Source organism: Candidatus Ozemobacteraceae bacterium, from assembly GCA_035373905.1.
Lineage (GTDB): Bacteria > Muiribacteriota > Ozemobacteria > Ozemobacterales > Ozemobacteraceae > MWAR01.
Map to the genome: position 1 here is coordinate 17,982 of DAOSOK010000005.1, position 16,930 is coordinate 34,911.

Consider the following 16,930-nt stretch of genomic DNA (forward strand, 5'->3'; position numbering starts at 1 on the left):
AACATATGAGACGAGTAATACTGCGATGAAAGATGGAACGCCTTTGTCGCATCATCACCCGTGGCGGGTGCAGCCGGGGCCGGTGATGGTGCTGTGGCCGCCGCCGAGGCGGGTGACTTCGAGGCGGGAGGGGAGGCGTTCCTGGAGGGACTCGACGTGGGAGATGACGCCGATCAGCTTGCCCTGCTGGTGGAGGGCGCACAGCACGGAGAGGGCGGTTTCGAGCGTCTCGGGGTCGAGGGCGCCGAAGCCTTCGTCGATAAACAGGGTGTCCATGCGGTATTTGCGGCCGACCATGTGGGCGAGGCCCAGGGCCAGGGCGAGGCTGGCGAGGAACTTCTCGCCGCCCGACAGGTTCTTTGCGGTCGCCTGCATGCCCCCGATGTAATTGTCGATCACTCGCAGTTCGAGCTTGTCGTTCGCCAGGAGATACCGGTCTGACAGCTTCTCCAGTTGCCGGTTTGCCTGGTACACGAGGTTCGAGAACGTCAGGCCCTGGGCGAACTCCTGGAACTTGTCGCCTTTCGATGAGCCGATCAGCGCGTTCAGCTTCGCCCAACGTTCGCCCTCCTTCCGGATTTCCTGGATACGGGCGGCGATGTCTCGATGTTGCTCCCGGTTATTGCCATGCACGGCCAGTTCGTTCGCGCGCTCCTGCCAGAGCACCTGGGCCTGGTGCGCCGCCGCCGCGGCTTCCTGCTCCTGCTCGATGAGAGTTTCGAGGGGAAGACTGGTTGGGCGCACGGCTTCTTTCTCGGCGATCTGGCGGTCGATTCCCTTGAGACTGCCGAGAATCTGCGCCGACTCGGTCAGGAAACGCTTCTCGAGCCCGCCCAGTCGCGCAACTTCGTCGGGAGGCAGAAGGGCGGCCCGGAGAGACGCTTCATCCGCGAAGCCGCCGGCGGACCGGGCCGCGTCGAGCGCCTGCCGGGCGGCAGTGATCTCGGCGGCAAGCGACTCGAGGGCGGCCCGCAGATTTTTCTCGGTCGTGATCCGCTGTTCCAGGGCAACCAGCAGGGACTGGTAGCGTTTGGCCGCCTCGTCTTCCCCGGCCTGGTGCTCGGCAGCCGACTTCCGGAGTTTCCGCTCCTCGACGTCGGGGTTCCGGTCCTGATACAGTTCGCGCCGTTCCGCGGATACGGCTTCCACCTCTTCGGCCACCTGTTTCCGTTCGCCTTCGACGGCCGATATCTGTCGGGAAAGGGCTTCCAGCTCGCTGGTCGCGCCGGCCAGTTTCGTCTTCTCGTCGTTCCAGGTCTTGAGCGTCCGTTCGAGCTGTTTCTGCGATTCCTGCCTGGTTTCCCACCGCTCGCGAAGCCTGGGCAGAACCTGCTCGTCGAACTCGGAATAACCATAGACCATGATATTGCTTCTCAGCCGGTCGACCGTTTCCTGAAGCTGGGCTTGCAATTCCAGGCGCTTTGTTTCGAAGGTTTGCTCGAGGGTTTCCTGCTGTTGCCGCTTTCCAATAGCGGTCGCCATATTTTTTTCGAGACCCTGAAGCTTTTCGCGACTCGCTGTCACGGCCTTCGACGCTTTTTCCAGCGCCTCCGTCGCCGCCTGGTGCTTCTCGAACGCGCTTTCCGCAGCTTTGAGCGAGGCGCCGGCCGCTTCGACCAGTTCCGTCAGGCGCGTCTCGTCTTCGAAGGTGACACCCTCGGCGAGATGTTCGGCGCATTTTTTCCACTTTTCCTGCGCGACTGCCGCCGATTTACGCAGGTCGGCGACCGCGCGCTCATCGGCTGCCTGATCGGCAACCAGCGTCTGATGCGCGCTTCGGGCTTTTTTGAGCGACTCCGCGTTCTTCTTCTGCGCGGCCTTCGCCTTTTTCAGCCGGGCTTCGATATTCTTCATCTCCGAGGTTCCATCAACTCCGGCGGCAAACGGGTGTTTGAGAGCGCCGCACAGGGGGCATGGCTTGCCGTCCTCGAGCAGGTGCCGCTGGTCCTCGAACGAAGCCGTGATGCTCAGACGGGTCTTCTGCTCGTTCAGTTCTTCGATCTCGGCTTCGAAGCCGGTCGTCTTCCCTTCGAGCTCTTCGACCGCGGCGGCGGCTTTCGTAACCTCGCCTTTTCTCCTGGCGACGGCTTCACTGATGCGGCGCTCTTCGCCGGCCGCCTCCCGGAGCTCCCCCGCGAGGCTCTGCGCTTCCTCCGCGCCGGTCAGCCGTTTCGCGGCATCTCTGACCGCCGTCTGCAGACTTTTGACCGTGGCTCCGCGGAAGGTATGAACAAGCGACTCTTCCTGTTTCTGAAGCTCTGCCGCCTTTTTTGCGACTTCTTTCTCGGCCTTTTCGATGCTTTTTGCGAGCGTGTCGACGTCATGCCTCGCCGTCACGAGGTTTTTCCGGCACTTCTCGAGTTCCTTCGCCGTCGCGTGCAGGTTTTTCTCGATCTCTCCGTGCCGGCCGGCGAGGGCTTCGAGCGCCTTCAGGTCTCCGGCAAGCGAGGCGTCGATCGCCGTTTTCGCGAGTTCCTCCTCGAGGCGGCTCCTTTTTGCCTCGCAGGACGAGATCGTCTTTTCGATCGTGCGGACCCGGCCTTCCGCCTCCGTCTTTTTCTTCCCCAGGTCTTCGAGTTGAGCGGACAGTTTTGCCTGTGTCTCAAGCCTGGTGCGAAGTTTCTGGTCCACGGCCCTGACGTTCTTGATCAGGTCGAGTTCGACGGCAGAACTCTTCTGGAACTCGGCTTTCGCGGCTCTGCTCTGCTCCAGCGCGACCTGCGCGGCTTCACACTCACCGCGTGCGGCGGGAATTCCCGAAACGACGGCGTTCAGCTCGGTTTCGCGGCTTTTGCGGTTTTGCTCGAGTGCATCGCACTGCGCCAGAGGAAGTCGTGCCGGCTCGGCTTTCCGGCTGGTCTCCAGCTTCCGGAACTCGGCGGCGTGCGATTCGCGCTCGGCGGCGAGGGCCTGCTGACGGGCGAGCAGGTCGTTCCGGTTCTGGAGAAGAGCCTGGAACTCCCGGATCCAGGCAATCTGCCGCTGGGCCTCCTGCCTGCGGCCGTCGCACGCCTCCCAATTCCTGCGGAGCTCCTCGGACGCCTTGCTGAGAGCGTCGAACTCTTCGTCGCTGAGGAGGGTGATGCCTTCGAGCCGATGACGGAGTTCCGTAACCTTCGTTTCCACCTCGGCGTTACGCTGATAGGCCTCGACAGACAAATTACGATATATATCGGTGCCTGTTATTTGTTCCAAAATCTGCGCCCGTTCATTCGGCTTCGCCTCGAGGAAGGCGGCGAACTGGCCCTGGGCGAGCAGGCAGGTGCGGGTGAACCGCTTGTAGTCGAGCCCGGTGATTTCCTCGACCTTGCCTGGGACTTCGGAGAGCCGCGTGGATTCCCATGTGTCGCCCGGCCGTTTGTCGGTTTCCTGAATGAGCTGCATGTGGGCCGCTTGCAGGGCACCGTCTGGTTTGCCGCGGGCGCGTCTTTGTTCCCATCTCGATCGAAACCGGAGCTGGCGGCCGTCAACGACGGCTTCGAACGTCACTTCCGCCTGGCAGAAGCCGGTTCCCCGGCTCATCAACTCGTTTTCTTTCGTCGAGATGTCCAGTCGCGGGGTTCCTCCGAACAGGGCGAGGGTGATCGCGTCGAGAATGCTCGTTTTGCCCGACCCGGTGCGGCCGGTGATCGCGAAGATGCCGCGGCCGGCCAGTTCCGGGTTGGTGAAGTCGATTTCGAAATCGCCCTTGAGGGAGTTGATGTTGGCGAACCGGACGCTCAGGATTTTCATGCGTTTGCTCCCTCACATACCTTCAGATATACTTCCTGGAAAGCTTCGCGGACCTGGACTCTGTCTTCTTCTGAGAGTCCCGACTGCTCGATGCACAACTCGAACACTTCCTTCGGGGTCAGTTCGTTTGCGTAGCGCTGGGGCTCGGCGGCCACCGTGACCCGGTGTGAGAGGTCCTGGCACCCGATGAGGTCGACGGGGAGGTTCTTTGCTAGGTCGTTCACCCTGTCTTCGAGGTCGGGCATGAGGAGGTCGCCCGTATACTCGGCGAACACCCAGGTTCTCAGGGGGGCATGGATGAGCTTGTTGATCTGATGCCCGATGGCTGTCAGATCGCCCCTGACCGTCGCCAGGCGGCGGAAGACGGGGACCGGGATCGCCCGGGCGTCGTCGGGGGACGCCGAATCGAAAACGAGCACCTGTTTCTCGTGCGCGGCCTCGTCGAACGAGCACGGAACGGGCGAACCGGAATACCGGACGCGCGGATGGTTCGGAACGACCTGGGGCCGGTGCAGATGACCGAGAGCGACATACGCGGCTTCGCCCGGGAAGCAGGCGGCCGGGAAGGCGCCGAGGTTGCCGACGTAGAGTTCGCGTTCGGAACCGGCGAGGGAAGCGCCTTCGGCGAACAGGTGGCCCGTCGCGATGATGGGAAGGTCGGGGCGGCCGAGTTCCTGCCGCCGGGCGAGGGCGAGATCGACCTGCCGGCGGTACCAGTCGGCCGTTCCCCTGATGATGCCCTGGGTGCGGACGTCGCCTTTCTCCCCGACCTGTGGAATGTAGACGTCCTGATCGCGGAGGAACGGAATGGCGCAGACGAGAACGGCGGGATTTCCGGCGGCGTCACGCACGAGAACGAGGTCGTTGTCGGGTTGTTCCCGGTCGCGGATGCCGGTGACGGTGACGTTGATCGCCTTGAGAACGGGCTTCGGCGCCTGGAGCGTCGCGGGCGAGTCGTGGTTGCCTCCGGTGACGATGACGCTGCGGCAGCCCTGCGCGGCGCACCGGCTGAGGAAGGAGTAATACATCTCGAGGGCGTAGTTCGGCGGCAGGCCCGAGTCGAATATATCACCAGCTATAAGAAGGAGTTCGACGGCTTCTTCCTTCATTGTGACGAGAAGCCATTCCAGAAACGCGCGGTGTTCCTCGTCGCGCTTCTGCTGTTTCAGCAACTGCCCGAGATGCCAGTCCGACGTATGAAGAACCTTCATTGCACGCCCTCCCAGACGCCTCACTCCAGGAACGTGTGAAGTTCCGGAATTTCGAGGCAAGGTTTGTATATCCTATCAGATTCGTTTTGAATGAAATGTTGCCTTTGTGAGTCAGCACGATGAATGCAAATGAGCCCTCCTTTGATACGGAAATCCTGGAAAAAGCTATCTCTTACGGGATCAGGCAACCGAGCGCTCATGAACGGGGCGGGGGATGCCGATAGGTTTTCTAGCCTATTCTGGAGGTTGTTTCATGATCTCCCGCGCAAAACGCCGTTCACCCGCATCGCATCGCGGGTTGTTCCTGTTCTTCGTCGTCGGTCTGTTCATGCTGCAGATCGCCTTCGCCTTCACCATTCACGGAGACATCGGGCCGCAGTCGCCCGTCGTGCCGGGCATCGACCGGCCGGCGTCGCCGCTGCTGGTGGGGCGCATCGATAGCCTGATCAACCAACCGGTCATTCGGCAGCCGGTACGGCCGGCCCCCGAAGGCGCATTCGCCCCGGCGGCTAGGACGATTCCGCCCGAGCCGGTCGCGGCCGCTCCGAAAACGGCTCCCGCCACGCAGGAATTGGCCAAAGCCACGGCGGCCAAGGGGCCGCAGGTTCAGGACAAGGGGCGGTATCTCGAATACACAATCGAACGCGGCGACACGCTCGATTCGATTTCGACGAAGCTCTATGGCAACACCCGCATGACCGGGGCGATCGTCCGGCTCAACAGAATCCGCGACGAGAAGGCCCTCCGGCTCGGCGAGCGGTTGCTCCTGCCCCGCACCGGCCTGGTCGTCCGATTGGCCGCCCGCTGACCGAACCCCAACGCCCTGCGCCGCCCCGTCACGGTGCGCCGCCGCCGCCCTCGCCGGGCGGAATCCGCTGAAATCATACCAGGAACCGCATGATATCAACCTCCATCAAGTCGCTGAACCTGCTGTGCATCGTGGGCTACCTCATGTTCATGACGCTCGCGATTGATTCGTCGATCGTCGACGCGCTTGTATTCTTCGTCTCCGAGGAAAACGGCACGGCTGTCTTCACCACCGGCGCGGTCCGTACTACGTCCCTCGGGAAGCCCGACGCCGGCCCTGCGGGATTCGCCGCGGTCCAGTTCAAATCCCTGCCCCTGAGCGGTTCCGGCAGGGTCGAAACGGCCGCGATGCGGACCTCGACCGCCTCGCAGACGTCCTCGATGAGCATCACGATGAATGCCGGGCTGGCGATGAAAAACACCTCCGGTGCCGCCATGATCGAAGCCTCCGTGGCTGCCGCCGCAGGCGAATCGCACGAGATGGCGGCCCCGCACGAAGAAGTCATCGAAGAGGCGAATGGCGCCGCCTCCTTCACCGCCGACGCCCTCGCGACGACCGACGACGACGAGTCCGGGGAGGACGGTGAAGAGTGCGCCAGCGGTTCCGAAGATATCGACGGCGATACGCCGGAAACCACCGTCGCAACCGTGAATTCCGACAACCAGTCCCCCGTCATCGACATGCGCCCCGAAGTGAAACCGGCCTCGGCCATGGCCCCCGTCTCGGTGCCGATGGTCGCTCCGGCGCCGGCCGCGGTGACTCCGGAGTCCTCCGCGGCACAGGCTGCGAACGCCCCGGTGGATGGCCGCCAGCTTTCGATTCTCGAGGTCATCCGCCTTCTCCCCAGCCGCCCCTGGCGATATGACCCCGGCCTCGACCGGTACGTCGTCGATTACAACGCCGACACCCGGATCGTGATGACGATCAGGCCTGCTCTCCAGCGCCTCGTTGAAAGCGCGTTCAAGCATTACACGACCAAGATGGGAGCCGCGGTCATCCAGGATCCCGAGACGGGCGCGATTCTCGCCCTGACCTCTTCCGAAGGCCGCAACGTTCTCTCGCCCGACTCGCCCGGCTTCATTACCGACAACTGGGCGTTGAAAGCCACGTTCCCGGTTGCCTCGATCTTCAAGATCATCACCGCCGCCGCGGGCATCGACCGGCAGAAAGTCGTTCCCGCCAGCCGCATCCGCATCGGCCGCAAAGCCTCGCTCGAACTGTGGCGCGCGTTCGCCAAGTCCCACAACGGCGTCTTCGGCGTCGTCGGCCGGGCGGTCGGCAAATCCGTCCTCCTCGCCTACGCGAACGCGTTCGGGTTCAACCGGCCGTTCTACTTCGACCTGCCCGTGACGAAATCCGTCGCCGACATCCCCGATTCCGGCGTGAAACTCGGGGAATCGGCCGCCGGGCTGAATCGCGAGTTCGAAGTCTCGCCGATGCACGTCTCGAGCATCGTTTCGACCGTGCTCAACCGCGGCCGCATGATGAAACCCTACCTGGTCGACTATATCGTCCACAAGGGCCAGGTGGTGTTCCGGCGACAGCCGTTCCCGCTCGCCCAGCCCATTCCCTCCGGCGTGGCCACGCAGATCTACGAAATGATGCGCACGACGACGATCCACGGAACCGGCAAGCGCGGCTTCGCCTGCTACAAGACCTGCCCGGATCTCGCAACCGCGAGCGGCGGCAAGACCGGCACCCTGACCGGGACCGACCCGCACTACCTGTTCACCTGGTTCGGCGGCTTCACCCGCACCGGCGGCCGGGATCTCGCTCTCACCGTGCTGGTCGGTCAGCCCGGCTTCTCGTCGGTGCGTGCGGCGTCGCTCGCCGGGCGCATCGCCTACGAACTGTATACGGGAAAGGCGCCGGGCGGGGCCGCGAACTCGCGCATTGCGCGCAAGTAGGGTGTAGATAAAAAACGGCATCGCCTTCCGGGGTCCGGAAGGCGATGCCGTTATAGTTGTTGCTATTTTTTCGGGGTCTGCTCGGGGACCGGCGGCACGGGGGCCGAATCGGGCTTCGGAACCTCGAACTGGCCCGTCACCTTGAACGCCGCCGTGTCTTCGCCGTCGGCGTCCTTGCCGGGCACGGCCGAGATGATGTCGCCGGCCTTGAACTGCTCGCCCTTCAGGATCAGCTCGGCGAGCGGGTTCTCGATGTGGCGATGGATGCAACGGCGCAGGGGGCGGGCGCCGTATTTCAGGTCGGTGCCCGAATCGACGAGGAAGGTTCGCAGTTCGTTGGTGAACTCGATCTTCATGTTCAGGTTCGAGAGCCGCGAGGCGACCTCGTTGAGCATGATATCGAGGATCTGGAGGTTGTCTTCCTTCGTCAGGGCGCGGAACACGATGATGTCGTCGATGCGGTTGAGAAACTCGGGCGGGAACTTCTTCTCGAGGCTCTTGCGCGTGATCTTCGTCTTCTGCGCGTGCGACAGCTCCTCGAGCTTCTCTTTCGGCCTGTCGGTCTTGGCCTTGGCGGCGTCGCCGCCGACACGGAAGCCCGGCTTGCTCTCCTCGGAGGTAATGTCGCTGACGCCGACGTTGGTGGTCATGATGATGCAGGCTTCGCGGAAGCTGACCATCTCGCCCTTGCTGTCAGTGAGAATGCCTTCGTCGAGCAGCTGCAGGAGCAGGTTATGCACCTTCTCATGCGCCTTCTCGATCTCGTCGAACACGACGACGCCGTTCGGCTTGTTCTTGACGGCCTCGGTCAGGTAGCCGCCCTCATTGTGGCCGATGTAGCCGGGGGGCGCGCCGATGAGCTTCGAATACTCGTGGCTCATGGCGTATTCCGAGCAGTCGACGCGGACGAGATCGGTCTCGCTGCCGGTCAGAAACTCGCACAGCGCCTTCGCGAGCTCGGTCTTGCCGACGCCGGTTTGGCCGACGAAGATGAAGCTGCCGATCGGCCGCTTGGGGTTCTTCAGGCCGACCTTGGCCTTTCGGATCGCCTGGGCAACGGCCGTGATGGCTTCATCCTGGCCGATGATGCGCTTCTTCAGGTGCTTCTCGATCTCCATGAAGCGCTGGTTCTTCGCCTTCGCCTCGTCGGCGGCCTCGGAACCGAGCATCGGAATCGCGCCCTGGGGCTGATTCTCGTCGACCTGGATGGTCACTTCCTTGATGTCGAGAGAAGGGTTGACCTTGACGCACAGGTTATACAACTCCTGCTCGATGATCTCGCCTAGAAGCGGGTACTCGTTGTTCCCGAACACCAGGGGCGCGATCTCGTCAAGGTAGTTCACTACCGATGCGTTGATGATCAGACGCTTGTAGGACTTCTTGTCAGTGATCTTGATGTTCTTGAAGAGCTGCTGCTTCTGTTCGGGCGTGAACGCCCGAATCGCGACAAAGCGGTCCAGTGACTCACAAAACTTCATCTTGATTCCGGGGGTGGAATCCATGGAAGCCCTCCTGGGGGGTTTTCCCGTTGACAAGCACTATCTGATAGGGTATACCAGAGTGTATCACCAACCCAACCATAAGGCAACACCCCACATTTGACGGGACGACGATGAGAGCGAAAGAGGCCGAGGAACACTTCGACAGGGCCATCCACTATTTCCGGGGCGGTTTTTTCCCGGCCGCACTGCATGAGTTTCGCATGGTACAGCAGCTCGACCCCGAATACCCGAACATCGCCTTCATGCTGGAGGCGGCCCGCAAGAAGTCCAGCGAGGTCACCGGTCAGCTTTCCTCCTTCATCGAGACCGCCTTCGACGATGAGACTCAGACGCTTTCCCGGCAGCTGGTCATCGAGGGATCCGGTGCCCTCGGCAGCAAGATCGAGGAGCTCCTCCGCCTGGACAAAACACAGGAAGCGCTTTCCCGGCTCGACGCCGCCGAAGCGATCGTTCCCGAGTCCAAGCCCCTGCTTCTCCTGAAAGCGAGCATTCAGAGGCGCCTCGGGCATCTCGAGGAGGCCGAAAAGACGCTTCGACAGGCGAACACGCTGTTCCCCGACGATCCGGAAATCATCAACAATCTCGGCAATATCTTCCTCGCCCGCGGCCTGTTCCGCGACGCCGAGGAACAGTTCATGGAAGCCCGCCGCCTGGCCCCCGAAGACATGCGCGTGGTGAACAACCTCGGCTCGCTCCGAATGGAAATGTACCGTCTCGACGAAGCGCGCGGCTGTTTCGAAGAGGTGTTGCGCCGCCAGCCCCAGATGGCCGTCGCCCGGCGTAATCTCGACAGTCTTCGCATGCGCATCGCCGATCTCGACCTCGAGATCACTCGCCTGCGACGGGAATACGGGGCGCACCCGAACTACCCGGACATCGGCCTCTCCCTCGGAAAGGCTCTCCTGTTCCGGGGCGCGTTCTGCGAGGCGGGCTCGCTGCTCGAGGAGCTGGTCGCGAAACATCCCGGTCTCACTGCCGCCTACTTCTACCTCGGGACCCTCCGAGAAATGCAGGGAAACTTCGACGCGGCCGTTTCGGCGTATCGCGAGATGGTGCTTCACAAGAAGCAGAGCGTCGCGCCGGCGTTCCAGGCCGCGGAGACCCTTCTCGGGCAAGGGTATCTCGAAGAGGCGCTGATCGAACTGAAGAAGATCGCCGTCATCGAGCTTGACATGGCGGCCAGCCGCATCAACCTGGGCATCAAGTATTTCGAAGACGCCCTTTGGGCCGACGCCCTGAGGCATTTCGAGGAAGCGGCAGGTATGAACAGCCGGTATCCCGACGCCTACTACTGGATGGCGTTGTGCTCCCTCCAGCTTGGAAAGCGCGCCGCGGCCGAACGGGGCCTGCGGAAGGCGATCGAGCTGAACCCGCGTTACGCCGACGCCCAGTTCCAGCTCGGCATGCTCCTGCGGAAAAAGGCGCCGGCCAAGGCGAGGCAGCATCTGATGCAGGCGCTGACGATCGGCCTGCGGCCGGCCTTCGCCGGGATGGCCGAGCGCATTCTCGCAGCCATGCCGGAAGATCGAGGACCAACCGACAATGGATGACGTGCTGTTCCAGGGGAGTTTCCCCGCGTTTCCGACCGACTCGTTCATGCTTCAGAAGCTCGGCGTGCTGCTTCGCGAGAAGAAGGCCGTCTCCAACGAAGAGTGGGACACTCTCCGGAAAGAGAAGACCGATCCCGACGAACTGGTTTTCGCCGTCGCCACCCGGCAGCAGGTGACGCCCCGAATGCTGGCCGAGATCGAGGCCATGATTCTCGACGTCGCCTTCATCGACCTCGATGCCGTGCAGATCCCGTCGGAAGTGTTGAAACTTTTCACGCTCGAGCTGATGGTCGAGCACAAGGCGATTCCGATCAAGCTGACCGGCCAGGAGTTGCTGGTCGGCATGCTGGCTCCCGCGAAATCCTCCGAGATCTTCCAGACGCTCGGGGCCAAAAACCCGACGCTCGCGCTCAAGCCGGCCAAGGTTCTCTGGGACGCCCTCGAAAAGCGCCTCAAGCAGCTCTCAGACCAGAAAAAGCCGGCCGCATCGACGGGAGGCGGCAAAAAAGGCCCTCGCAAGCGGCTCGGCGACATCATCGTCGATTCCAAATACTGCACGGCCGAACAGATGAAGGATGCGCTGGACAAGGCGAAGAAGGACAAGACGCGCCTCGGCGCCTACCTGGTCAAGAACGGCATTCTCTCGAACAAACAGTTGTCGATCGCCCTTTCCAAGCAGTTCGACATCCCTTACATCGATCTCGAAGAAAGCCTCGTCGACCCGGTGCTGGCGACGCTGCTTCCGAAGAAGCTCTGCTACGACCACATCCTGTGCCCGGTCAAAAAGGAAGAGAGCAAACTGGTCGTCGCGATGACCGACCCGACCGACATCATCACGATCGATCACATCGAGATGATGACGGGTATGCGCATTTCGCCGGTCGTCAGTTCCGAGCTTTCGATCACGGCCGCTCTCGGGAAGCTGTACGGCGAAAGCGTCGACGCCCTCGCCGACCAGGTGGGCGGAGCGGGCGCCGCCGACAGCGGTGACGAGGGGCTGGGAGACCTCGGCGAGAACGCCGCGCCGATCATCAAGCTGGTGAATCTGATCATCACGCAGGCTGTCCAGAGCGGCGCGTCGGATATCCACATCGAGCCGTTCGAAGACGAGCTTCGCGTGCGATTCCGCAAGGACGGCGTGATGAAGCTGCAGATGAAGCCCACGAAGGCGGCCCACGCCGGTCTCGTCAGCCGCATCAAGGTCATGTCGAACCTCGACATCGCCGAGACGCGCGTGCCACAGGACGGCCGCATCAAGCTCCATCTCGCCGACCGCAAAGTCGACCTGCGCGTCTCGCTCGTGCCGTGCGTCTGGGGCGAAAAGGTCTGCATGCGCCTGCTCGACCAGGGCAACTTGAAGGTCAACCTCACCGACCTGGGCTTCGAGCCGCACGTGCTCGAACTGTTCATGGACGGTGTCAAGTCGCCGAACGGCATCGTGCTCGTCACGGGCCCGACCGGTTCGGGAAAGACGACCACTCTATACTCATCGCTATTTTTGCTCAACAATCCCGCGATCAACATCATGACGGCCGAGGACCCGGTCGAGTACAACCTGATGGGCATCAACCAGGTCCAGTGCCACGCCGACATCGGCCTCGACTTCGGCGCCGCGCTGCGCTCGTTCCTTCGCCAGGATCCGAACGTCATCATGATCGGCGAAATCCGCGACTTCGAAACGGCGAGCATCGCGATCAAGGCGGCCATGACCGGCCACCTGGTCATCTCGACGCTCCACACGAACGATGCGCCCTCGACCATCAGCCGCCTGCTGAACATGGGCATCGAACCGTTCAGCCTGACGACCTCGATTCGTGTCGTCGAGGCCCAGCGTCTCGTCCGGAAGATCTGCAAATCGTGCGCGACGGAATTCAAGCCGCCGCCGGACGTCGTCAAATCCCTTGGGATCACCCCCCAGCTCTTGCAGAAGCTGCGGTTGACGGAGCTCGATCTCAACAACCTCACCTTCTCGAAGGGCACGGGCTGCCAGGACTGCGACAACTCCGGCTACAAGGGTCGCCAGGGCATCTACGAGGTGCTTGGAATGACCGGCAAGATCCGCGAGATGATCGAGAACAAGGCCAGCACGGAAGACCTCCGCAGGCAGGCCCTCGCCGACGGCATGCTTTCCCTGCGGGAGTCGGCGATCTACAAGTTGCTGAACAAGCGGACGACGGTCGAGGAGATCTTCCGCACGACGCTCGACGCCGGCGGAGACGATCAGAGCGCCTCAAAGCCCGGTGCGAAGAAAGGTGCGGTTTCCGTTCCGGCTTCCCAGCCGGCCGCCGCCGCGGCCGCCTTCGGGGCGGTCCCCGCCGATATGGGCGCGCTCACCAGCTTCACCGGCGAACTCCAGGCGTTTCGGGCGAGCCTTGAAAAGCTTTCTGCGCCGGCGGGCGGTCAGGTGGCCATCGGGCCCGAGATGCTCAGGTCGAGCCTCGCCGATCCCCTGGCGCAGATTCAGACCTTGGCCCAGGCGGGAGACCCCGCCAAGGCTCTTCCGATCATCCAGGCCCAGGGCCAGAAAATGGATTTCAACATCCGGAACATGATGTACCACTTCGGCGCGCCCGCGGCATCGAGAGCCGCTCTGCCGCTCAACGAGCTGGTCGACACGGAGATCATCGGAAAGCTCCGCCAACACGTCGTGACGGCGCGGCTTCTCTCGGGGCGTACCGACATCGGTCAGGGCCTCAAAGTGGCGAAGAACCTCGCGAAGGACCTTCCGAATATATATTTCGATATAGAATATTTCCGTCACGTGGTCGCCAACGTCGTCGTGAACAGCCTGATGGCCCTGAAGCCGAACGGCGAACTGAAGGTCATGAGCCGACTCAAGCCCGGCGCGGCCGATCGCGTAGAGCTTGTCATCTTCGACAACGGCGCCGGCATTTCCCCGGATGACCAGGCGCGGCTGTTCACGCCGTTCTCGCCGCTCGGCCGCAAAACGCTCGGTCTCGGCCTCGCCGTCAGCCGGAAACTGATGAACGCCTGCGGCGGCCAGATCCTCGTCAAGAGCACGCCCGGAGCGAACACGCTCGTCACGATCGAGTTCCCCGCGGCCTCCTGACCGCGGCGGCGGCCTCGGCCGCCGGCAGTGGATACCTACCGGAATGGAGGAACCGCCATGCTTCGCCAGCTTTCGTCTCTGGGCCTGATCGTCTGCACGCTCGCGGCGTTTTCGTGCGAACCGGTTTTCGCGCAGCGGCCGTCCGCTTTTCCCGACGCGGTTTCGACGCTGCGCGATTCCGGCGATATCGTCGGGGAACTGATGAGCACGGCCGCCGAGGCCGAACTCGAGCTGAGCCGCTGCGCGTTGACCGCCGCCCCCGCCGGTGGAGAGTCTCTGGTCGAGGTTTCGGTCGTGGCCCCGGGAACGGCCGACGTGAAGCGGCTCGTGGAAAAGCTTCGCCGGAAAAGGACCGTTCTGGTTGAGAAGTTCGTCGTCAGGCCGTCCGTATCCTCGAGCTCGCCTGCGGGGACGGCGCTGTTCGATCTCGTCCTGCGTCTGAACGCCGACGCGGGAGAAACCGCCGGCGGCGACGCCCTGGTTCGGCTCGTGCCCTTCGACGAGATGCCGGTTTTCAATATGGCCCGGCCGGCGATCGACGGAATCAGGTTATACAGCTGCAGCGTGGAGACGAAAGGTCCTCGCTCGCTGCAGATCGTCGCGCCGAGCCTTGGCGAATTGTCGGCTGTCCTGAAACGGGGAGGAAGCGCGATTCCGGCGATGTCGAAAACGATCTCCCGCTCGACGGTCGGAACCGTGCAGGTGTTCACCCTCGACCTGAGCGACGATGCCGCGTTCATGCCCGCCGCCGACCTGATCGGCCGCTTCGAGCGGCTGGGGAACGGCCGCGATCTGCGCGAGATAAGCGTCCAGATGGCGCCTGACGGAAGCCGGCTTCACAGGATGGTTCTGAACCTCACGCCGGAGCAATTGGCGGAGGCCGGTGCGATGATCGCCCGGGAGAGCGGGCAGGCCATTCTCAAAGTCGATGCCGTGCCCCTCGCGTCGCCGATGTGGGCCGTGACGCTGCTGACGGGCTCGTCCTCGCCCTCCGGTCGTCAGGCCGAACAGGCTGTCTCGCCGCTCGCGGACGTGGTTGGGCTGTTGAGCGCCCCATGGCCCTCCGCGCGTCGCGGCGGCCTTCAGTTCTCTTGGGCCCCGGCGGGAATCCAGATGAACGCCGTCGTCACGACCGAGCAGGATGTGGAATCCCTGAAGCCGGTCGCTGCAACCCTAGGACTGACCTACCAAGGCGCGAAACGGCGGGAAAGCCTCGAGAGCGGCTCGCTGACGGTCGGCTTCGGGCGGGCGCCCGCCGCCGCCGGCGGAAACGTCGCGGTCGACACCTCGCTCGGTCGCTTCCTGGGCTTCGCGGAGCTTCTCGAGGACAGGAACGTCCAGGGAGGACGAAGGCTGGTCGCCGCCTGTGATTTTTCCGAAGCGACGAAGCTACTCGAGAAGTTGCGGGGCGAATACGGCAGGCGTATCCGGTCTCTTTCCGTCGACTGCCCTCCGGGCTCCCGGTGCAGGACAACGCTGGTTCTTTCGGAAGGCGACGCTCCCGACTCCGCGGCGATCATCGCGACGGTCGACACGCTTGTCCGGGCATCGCTTCCGTGGAACAGGCCCGAGCAGGAACTCGAGAAAGGCCTGATCGTCACCGGCGTCGCGGCTGATCAGCCCGAACGCTTTTCGATGACGGGGCTGACGCTGAAAAGCCGGCTCATCTTTTCCGATCTGTTTCCGGCGCTTCAGAAAATACCAGGCGTTATAGAACCATTCTTCGAGCGGGGGAGCTATCGCGACCATAAGGCCGGGCGCCTGATGTCCTTCATCGTGACGGCTCGTCGCGTTGCCCGCTGACCCGGCATGGACCCCGTCCGTCTCACGAAACTGCTCGCCTCCTGGGGCATCGCGTCGAGACGCGCCGTCGAGGAATGGATCGATGCCGGCCGCATCAGGCTCAATGGGCGGGTGGTGGACCAGCAGGGGACCAAAGCCGATCCGGACGTCGACACGATCGAGGTCGACGGGCGCCGGGTGACGGCTCCTTCCGCTGAGCGGAGATGCTATCTCGCCCTCCACAAGCCTCTCGGATACGTTTCCACCATGTCCGACGAGCACGGGCGGAAAGCGCTTCCCGACCTTCTTCCGAAGGGCCTTCCCCGCCTGTTTCCGATCGGCCGGCTCGATCTCGATTCGACCGGTCTCCTGCTGATGACGGATGACGGAGAACTCGCGAATCGTCTGCTGCATCCCAGATATAAGGTCGAGAAGGGATATCGGGTCGAGATTCGCGGAACACCCCTGTCTGCCGACGAGCAACGACGATTCGCCTCAGGCCTCGATCTCGACGACGGCCTGACGGCGCCGTGCCGCCTGCAGCCGTCGAAACAACCCGGCGTGTATCTCGTCGCCCTGCGAGAAGGACGGAAACGGCAGATCAGGCGCATGTTCGCTGCGCTGGGCCGGGAGGTGACGGCCCTTCACCGCATCAGTTTCGGCCCGATCACCCTCGGCACGCTGGAGCCTGGCGCAACCCGGCCGCTGACCGAAGCCGAAACGAAAGCCCTGCGGCAAGCCGCAGGGCTCGGGAAATGAACCGCGTTTATTCTATAATACAAGCGATATAAGCTTGTACACGGTCTCGTCCTGCCCGTTGCCGGACGTCATGCGAAGCGAGAATTTCTCGGTTTTCACACGCGGCCCGAGCACGTCGACGATCGGTGGCGTCGCGAAGATGCCTTTCTGCTTGCCGTTCAGGATGACGGCGGCGCGGTTGACGGGGTCGCCCAGGAGTGCGCGCATGGTGCGGCCCTGCTCTTCCCAGCGGCCGTCGGCAACTTCACCGATGTTCAGCGCGACGTTGATCTCGAGGTCGGGCCGGAGTTTTTTTGCCGCCTTGCAGATGTGGAACGCCGCCAGCGTCGCGCACCATTCGGGATCGGCGCTGCCGCACCCCTCCGCCGTGAACAGGCCGACGACGGAGTCGCCGACGTGCATGACGACCTCGCCGCGCTGGTGCCTGATCTCGCCGCCCCAGAGGCTGTACAGCGCCTGGGTGAACGAGCAGAGTTCGCCGAGTTTCATCTTGCCGGCCATCGGGAAAAACCCCTCGATGTCGGCGAACAGGACGACGCCCTTCGTCTGGCGCCAGGCAATATCGAGCAGGGGGGTTTCGCGCGTGGTCGGCATCGGATGAACTCCCGG

General features: G+C 63.1%; 10 protein-coding genes. 6 read left to right on the top strand and 4 right to left on the bottom strand.

Annotation, left to right across the window (positions count from 1 at the left end; genetic code table 11):
• Positions 1–54: 54 nt before the first annotated feature.
• Entirely contained in the window at positions 55–3,732 is a 3,678-nt protein-coding gene (locus tag PLU72_03350) for an AAA family ATPase (protein HOT27200.1), read from the bottom strand.
• Positions 3,729–4,943 (bottom strand): exonuclease SbcCD subunit D C-terminal domain-containing protein, encoded by a 1,215-nt coding sequence (locus PLU72_03355; protein HOT27201.1) that lies wholly within the window; start codon positions 4,941–4,943, stop codon positions 3,729–3,731. The genes PLU72_03350 and PLU72_03355 overlap by 4 nt, the downstream gene beginning before the upstream one ends.
• A gap of 253 nt (positions 4,944–5,196) precedes the next feature.
• Between PLU72_03355 and PLU72_03360 the strand changes: the two genes are divergently transcribed.
• Together PLU72_03360 and PLU72_03365 are read left to right on the top strand one after the other, a co-directional pair.
• Positions 5,197–5,751, top strand: a complete 555-nt coding sequence (locus PLU72_03360) for a LysM peptidoglycan-binding domain-containing protein (GenBank protein ID HOT27202.1) — start codon at positions 5,197–5,199, stop codon at positions 5,749–5,751.
• A gap of 89 nt (positions 5,752–5,840) precedes the next feature.
• Positions 5,841–7,658, top strand: a complete 1,818-nt coding sequence (locus tag PLU72_03365; GenBank protein ID HOT27203.1) for a penicillin-binding transpeptidase domain-containing protein — start codon at positions 5,841–5,843, stop codon at positions 7,656–7,658.
• 62 nt (positions 7,659–7,720) lie between these two features.
• Here PLU72_03365 and PLU72_03370 read toward each other — a convergent pair whose 3' ends face one another.
• Positions 7,721–9,160, bottom strand: coding sequence for an AAA family ATPase (locus PLU72_03370; GenBank protein HOT27204.1), 1,440 nt, complete (start codon positions 9,158–9,160; stop codon positions 7,721–7,723).
• A 110-nt stretch (positions 9,161–9,270) separates the two neighbouring features.
• Here PLU72_03370 and PLU72_03375 point away from each other — a divergent pair, with 110 nt between their 5' ends.
• The 4 genes from PLU72_03375 to PLU72_03390 are packed head-to-tail and all read left to right on the top strand — an operon-like array spanning position 9,271 to position 16,321.
• Positions 9,271–10,710: a tetratricopeptide repeat protein gene (locus PLU72_03375; GenBank protein HOT27205.1), complete on the top strand. Its 1,440-nt coding sequence runs from the start codon at positions 9,271–9,273 to the stop codon at positions 10,708–10,710.
• A complete protein-coding gene (locus PLU72_03380; protein HOT27206.1) occupies positions 10,703–13,780 on the top strand; it encodes an ATPase, T2SS/T4P/T4SS family in 3,078 nt (1,025 codons plus the stop codon). The genes PLU72_03375 and PLU72_03380 overlap by 8 nt, the downstream gene beginning before the upstream one ends.
• A gap of 57 nt (positions 13,781–13,837) precedes the next feature.
• Positions 13,838–15,583 carry a hypothetical protein gene (locus PLU72_03385; protein ID HOT27207.1) on the top strand — a complete coding sequence of 582 codons (1,746 nt, stop codon included), beginning with the start codon at positions 13,838–13,840 and terminating at the stop codon, positions 15,581–15,583.
• A 6-nt stretch (positions 15,584–15,589) separates the two neighbouring features.
• On the top strand, positions 15,590–16,321 hold the full coding sequence (locus PLU72_03390; GenBank protein ID HOT27208.1) for a pseudouridine synthase: 732 nt from the start codon (positions 15,590–15,592) through the stop codon (positions 16,319–16,321).
• A 12-nt stretch (positions 16,322–16,333) separates the two neighbouring features.
• On the opposite strand, the gene PLU72_03395 is transcribed toward PLU72_03390, so the two are convergent.
• Positions 16,334–16,915 (bottom strand): hypothetical protein, encoded by a 582-nt coding sequence (locus tag PLU72_03395; protein HOT27209.1) that lies wholly within the window; start codon positions 16,913–16,915, stop codon positions 16,334–16,336.
• Positions 16,916–16,930: the final 15 nt, after the last annotated feature.

Bases quoted from the DNA above. Each gene is read 5' to 3' on its own strand.
- PLU72_03360 (HOT27202.1), top strand. From the start codon at position 5,197: ATGATCTCCCGCGCAAAACGCCGTTCACCCGCATCGCATCGCGGGTTG.
- PLU72_03375 (HOT27205.1), top strand. From the start codon at position 9,271: ATGAGAGCGAAAGAGGCCGAGGAACACTTCGACAGGGCCATCCACTAT.
- PLU72_03355 (HOT27201.1), bottom strand. From the start codon at position 4,943: ATGAAGGTTCTTCATACGTCGGACTGGCATCTCGGGCAGTTGCTGAAA.
- PLU72_03395 (HOT27209.1), bottom strand. From the start codon at position 16,915: ATGCCGACCACGCGCGAAACCCCCCTGCTCGATATTGCCTGGCGCCAG.
- PLU72_03350 (HOT27200.1), bottom strand. From the start codon at position 3,732: ATGAAAATCCTGAGCGTCCGGTTCGCCAACATCAACTCCCTCAAGGGC.
- PLU72_03390 (HOT27208.1), top strand. From the start codon at position 15,590: ATGGACCCCGTCCGTCTCACGAAACTGCTCGCCTCCTGGGGCATCGCG.
- PLU72_03370 (HOT27204.1), bottom strand. From the start codon at position 9,160: ATGGATTCCACCCCCGGAATCAAGATGAAGTTTTGTGAGTCACTGGAC.
- PLU72_03365 (HOT27203.1), top strand. From the start codon at position 5,841: ATGATATCAACCTCCATCAAGTCGCTGAACCTGCTGTGCATCGTGGGC.
- PLU72_03380 (HOT27206.1), top strand. From the start codon at position 10,703: ATGGATGACGTGCTGTTCCAGGGGAGTTTCCCCGCGTTTCCGACCGAC.
- PLU72_03385 (HOT27207.1), top strand. From the start codon at position 13,838: ATGCTTCGCCAGCTTTCGTCTCTGGGCCTGATCGTCTGCACGCTCGCG.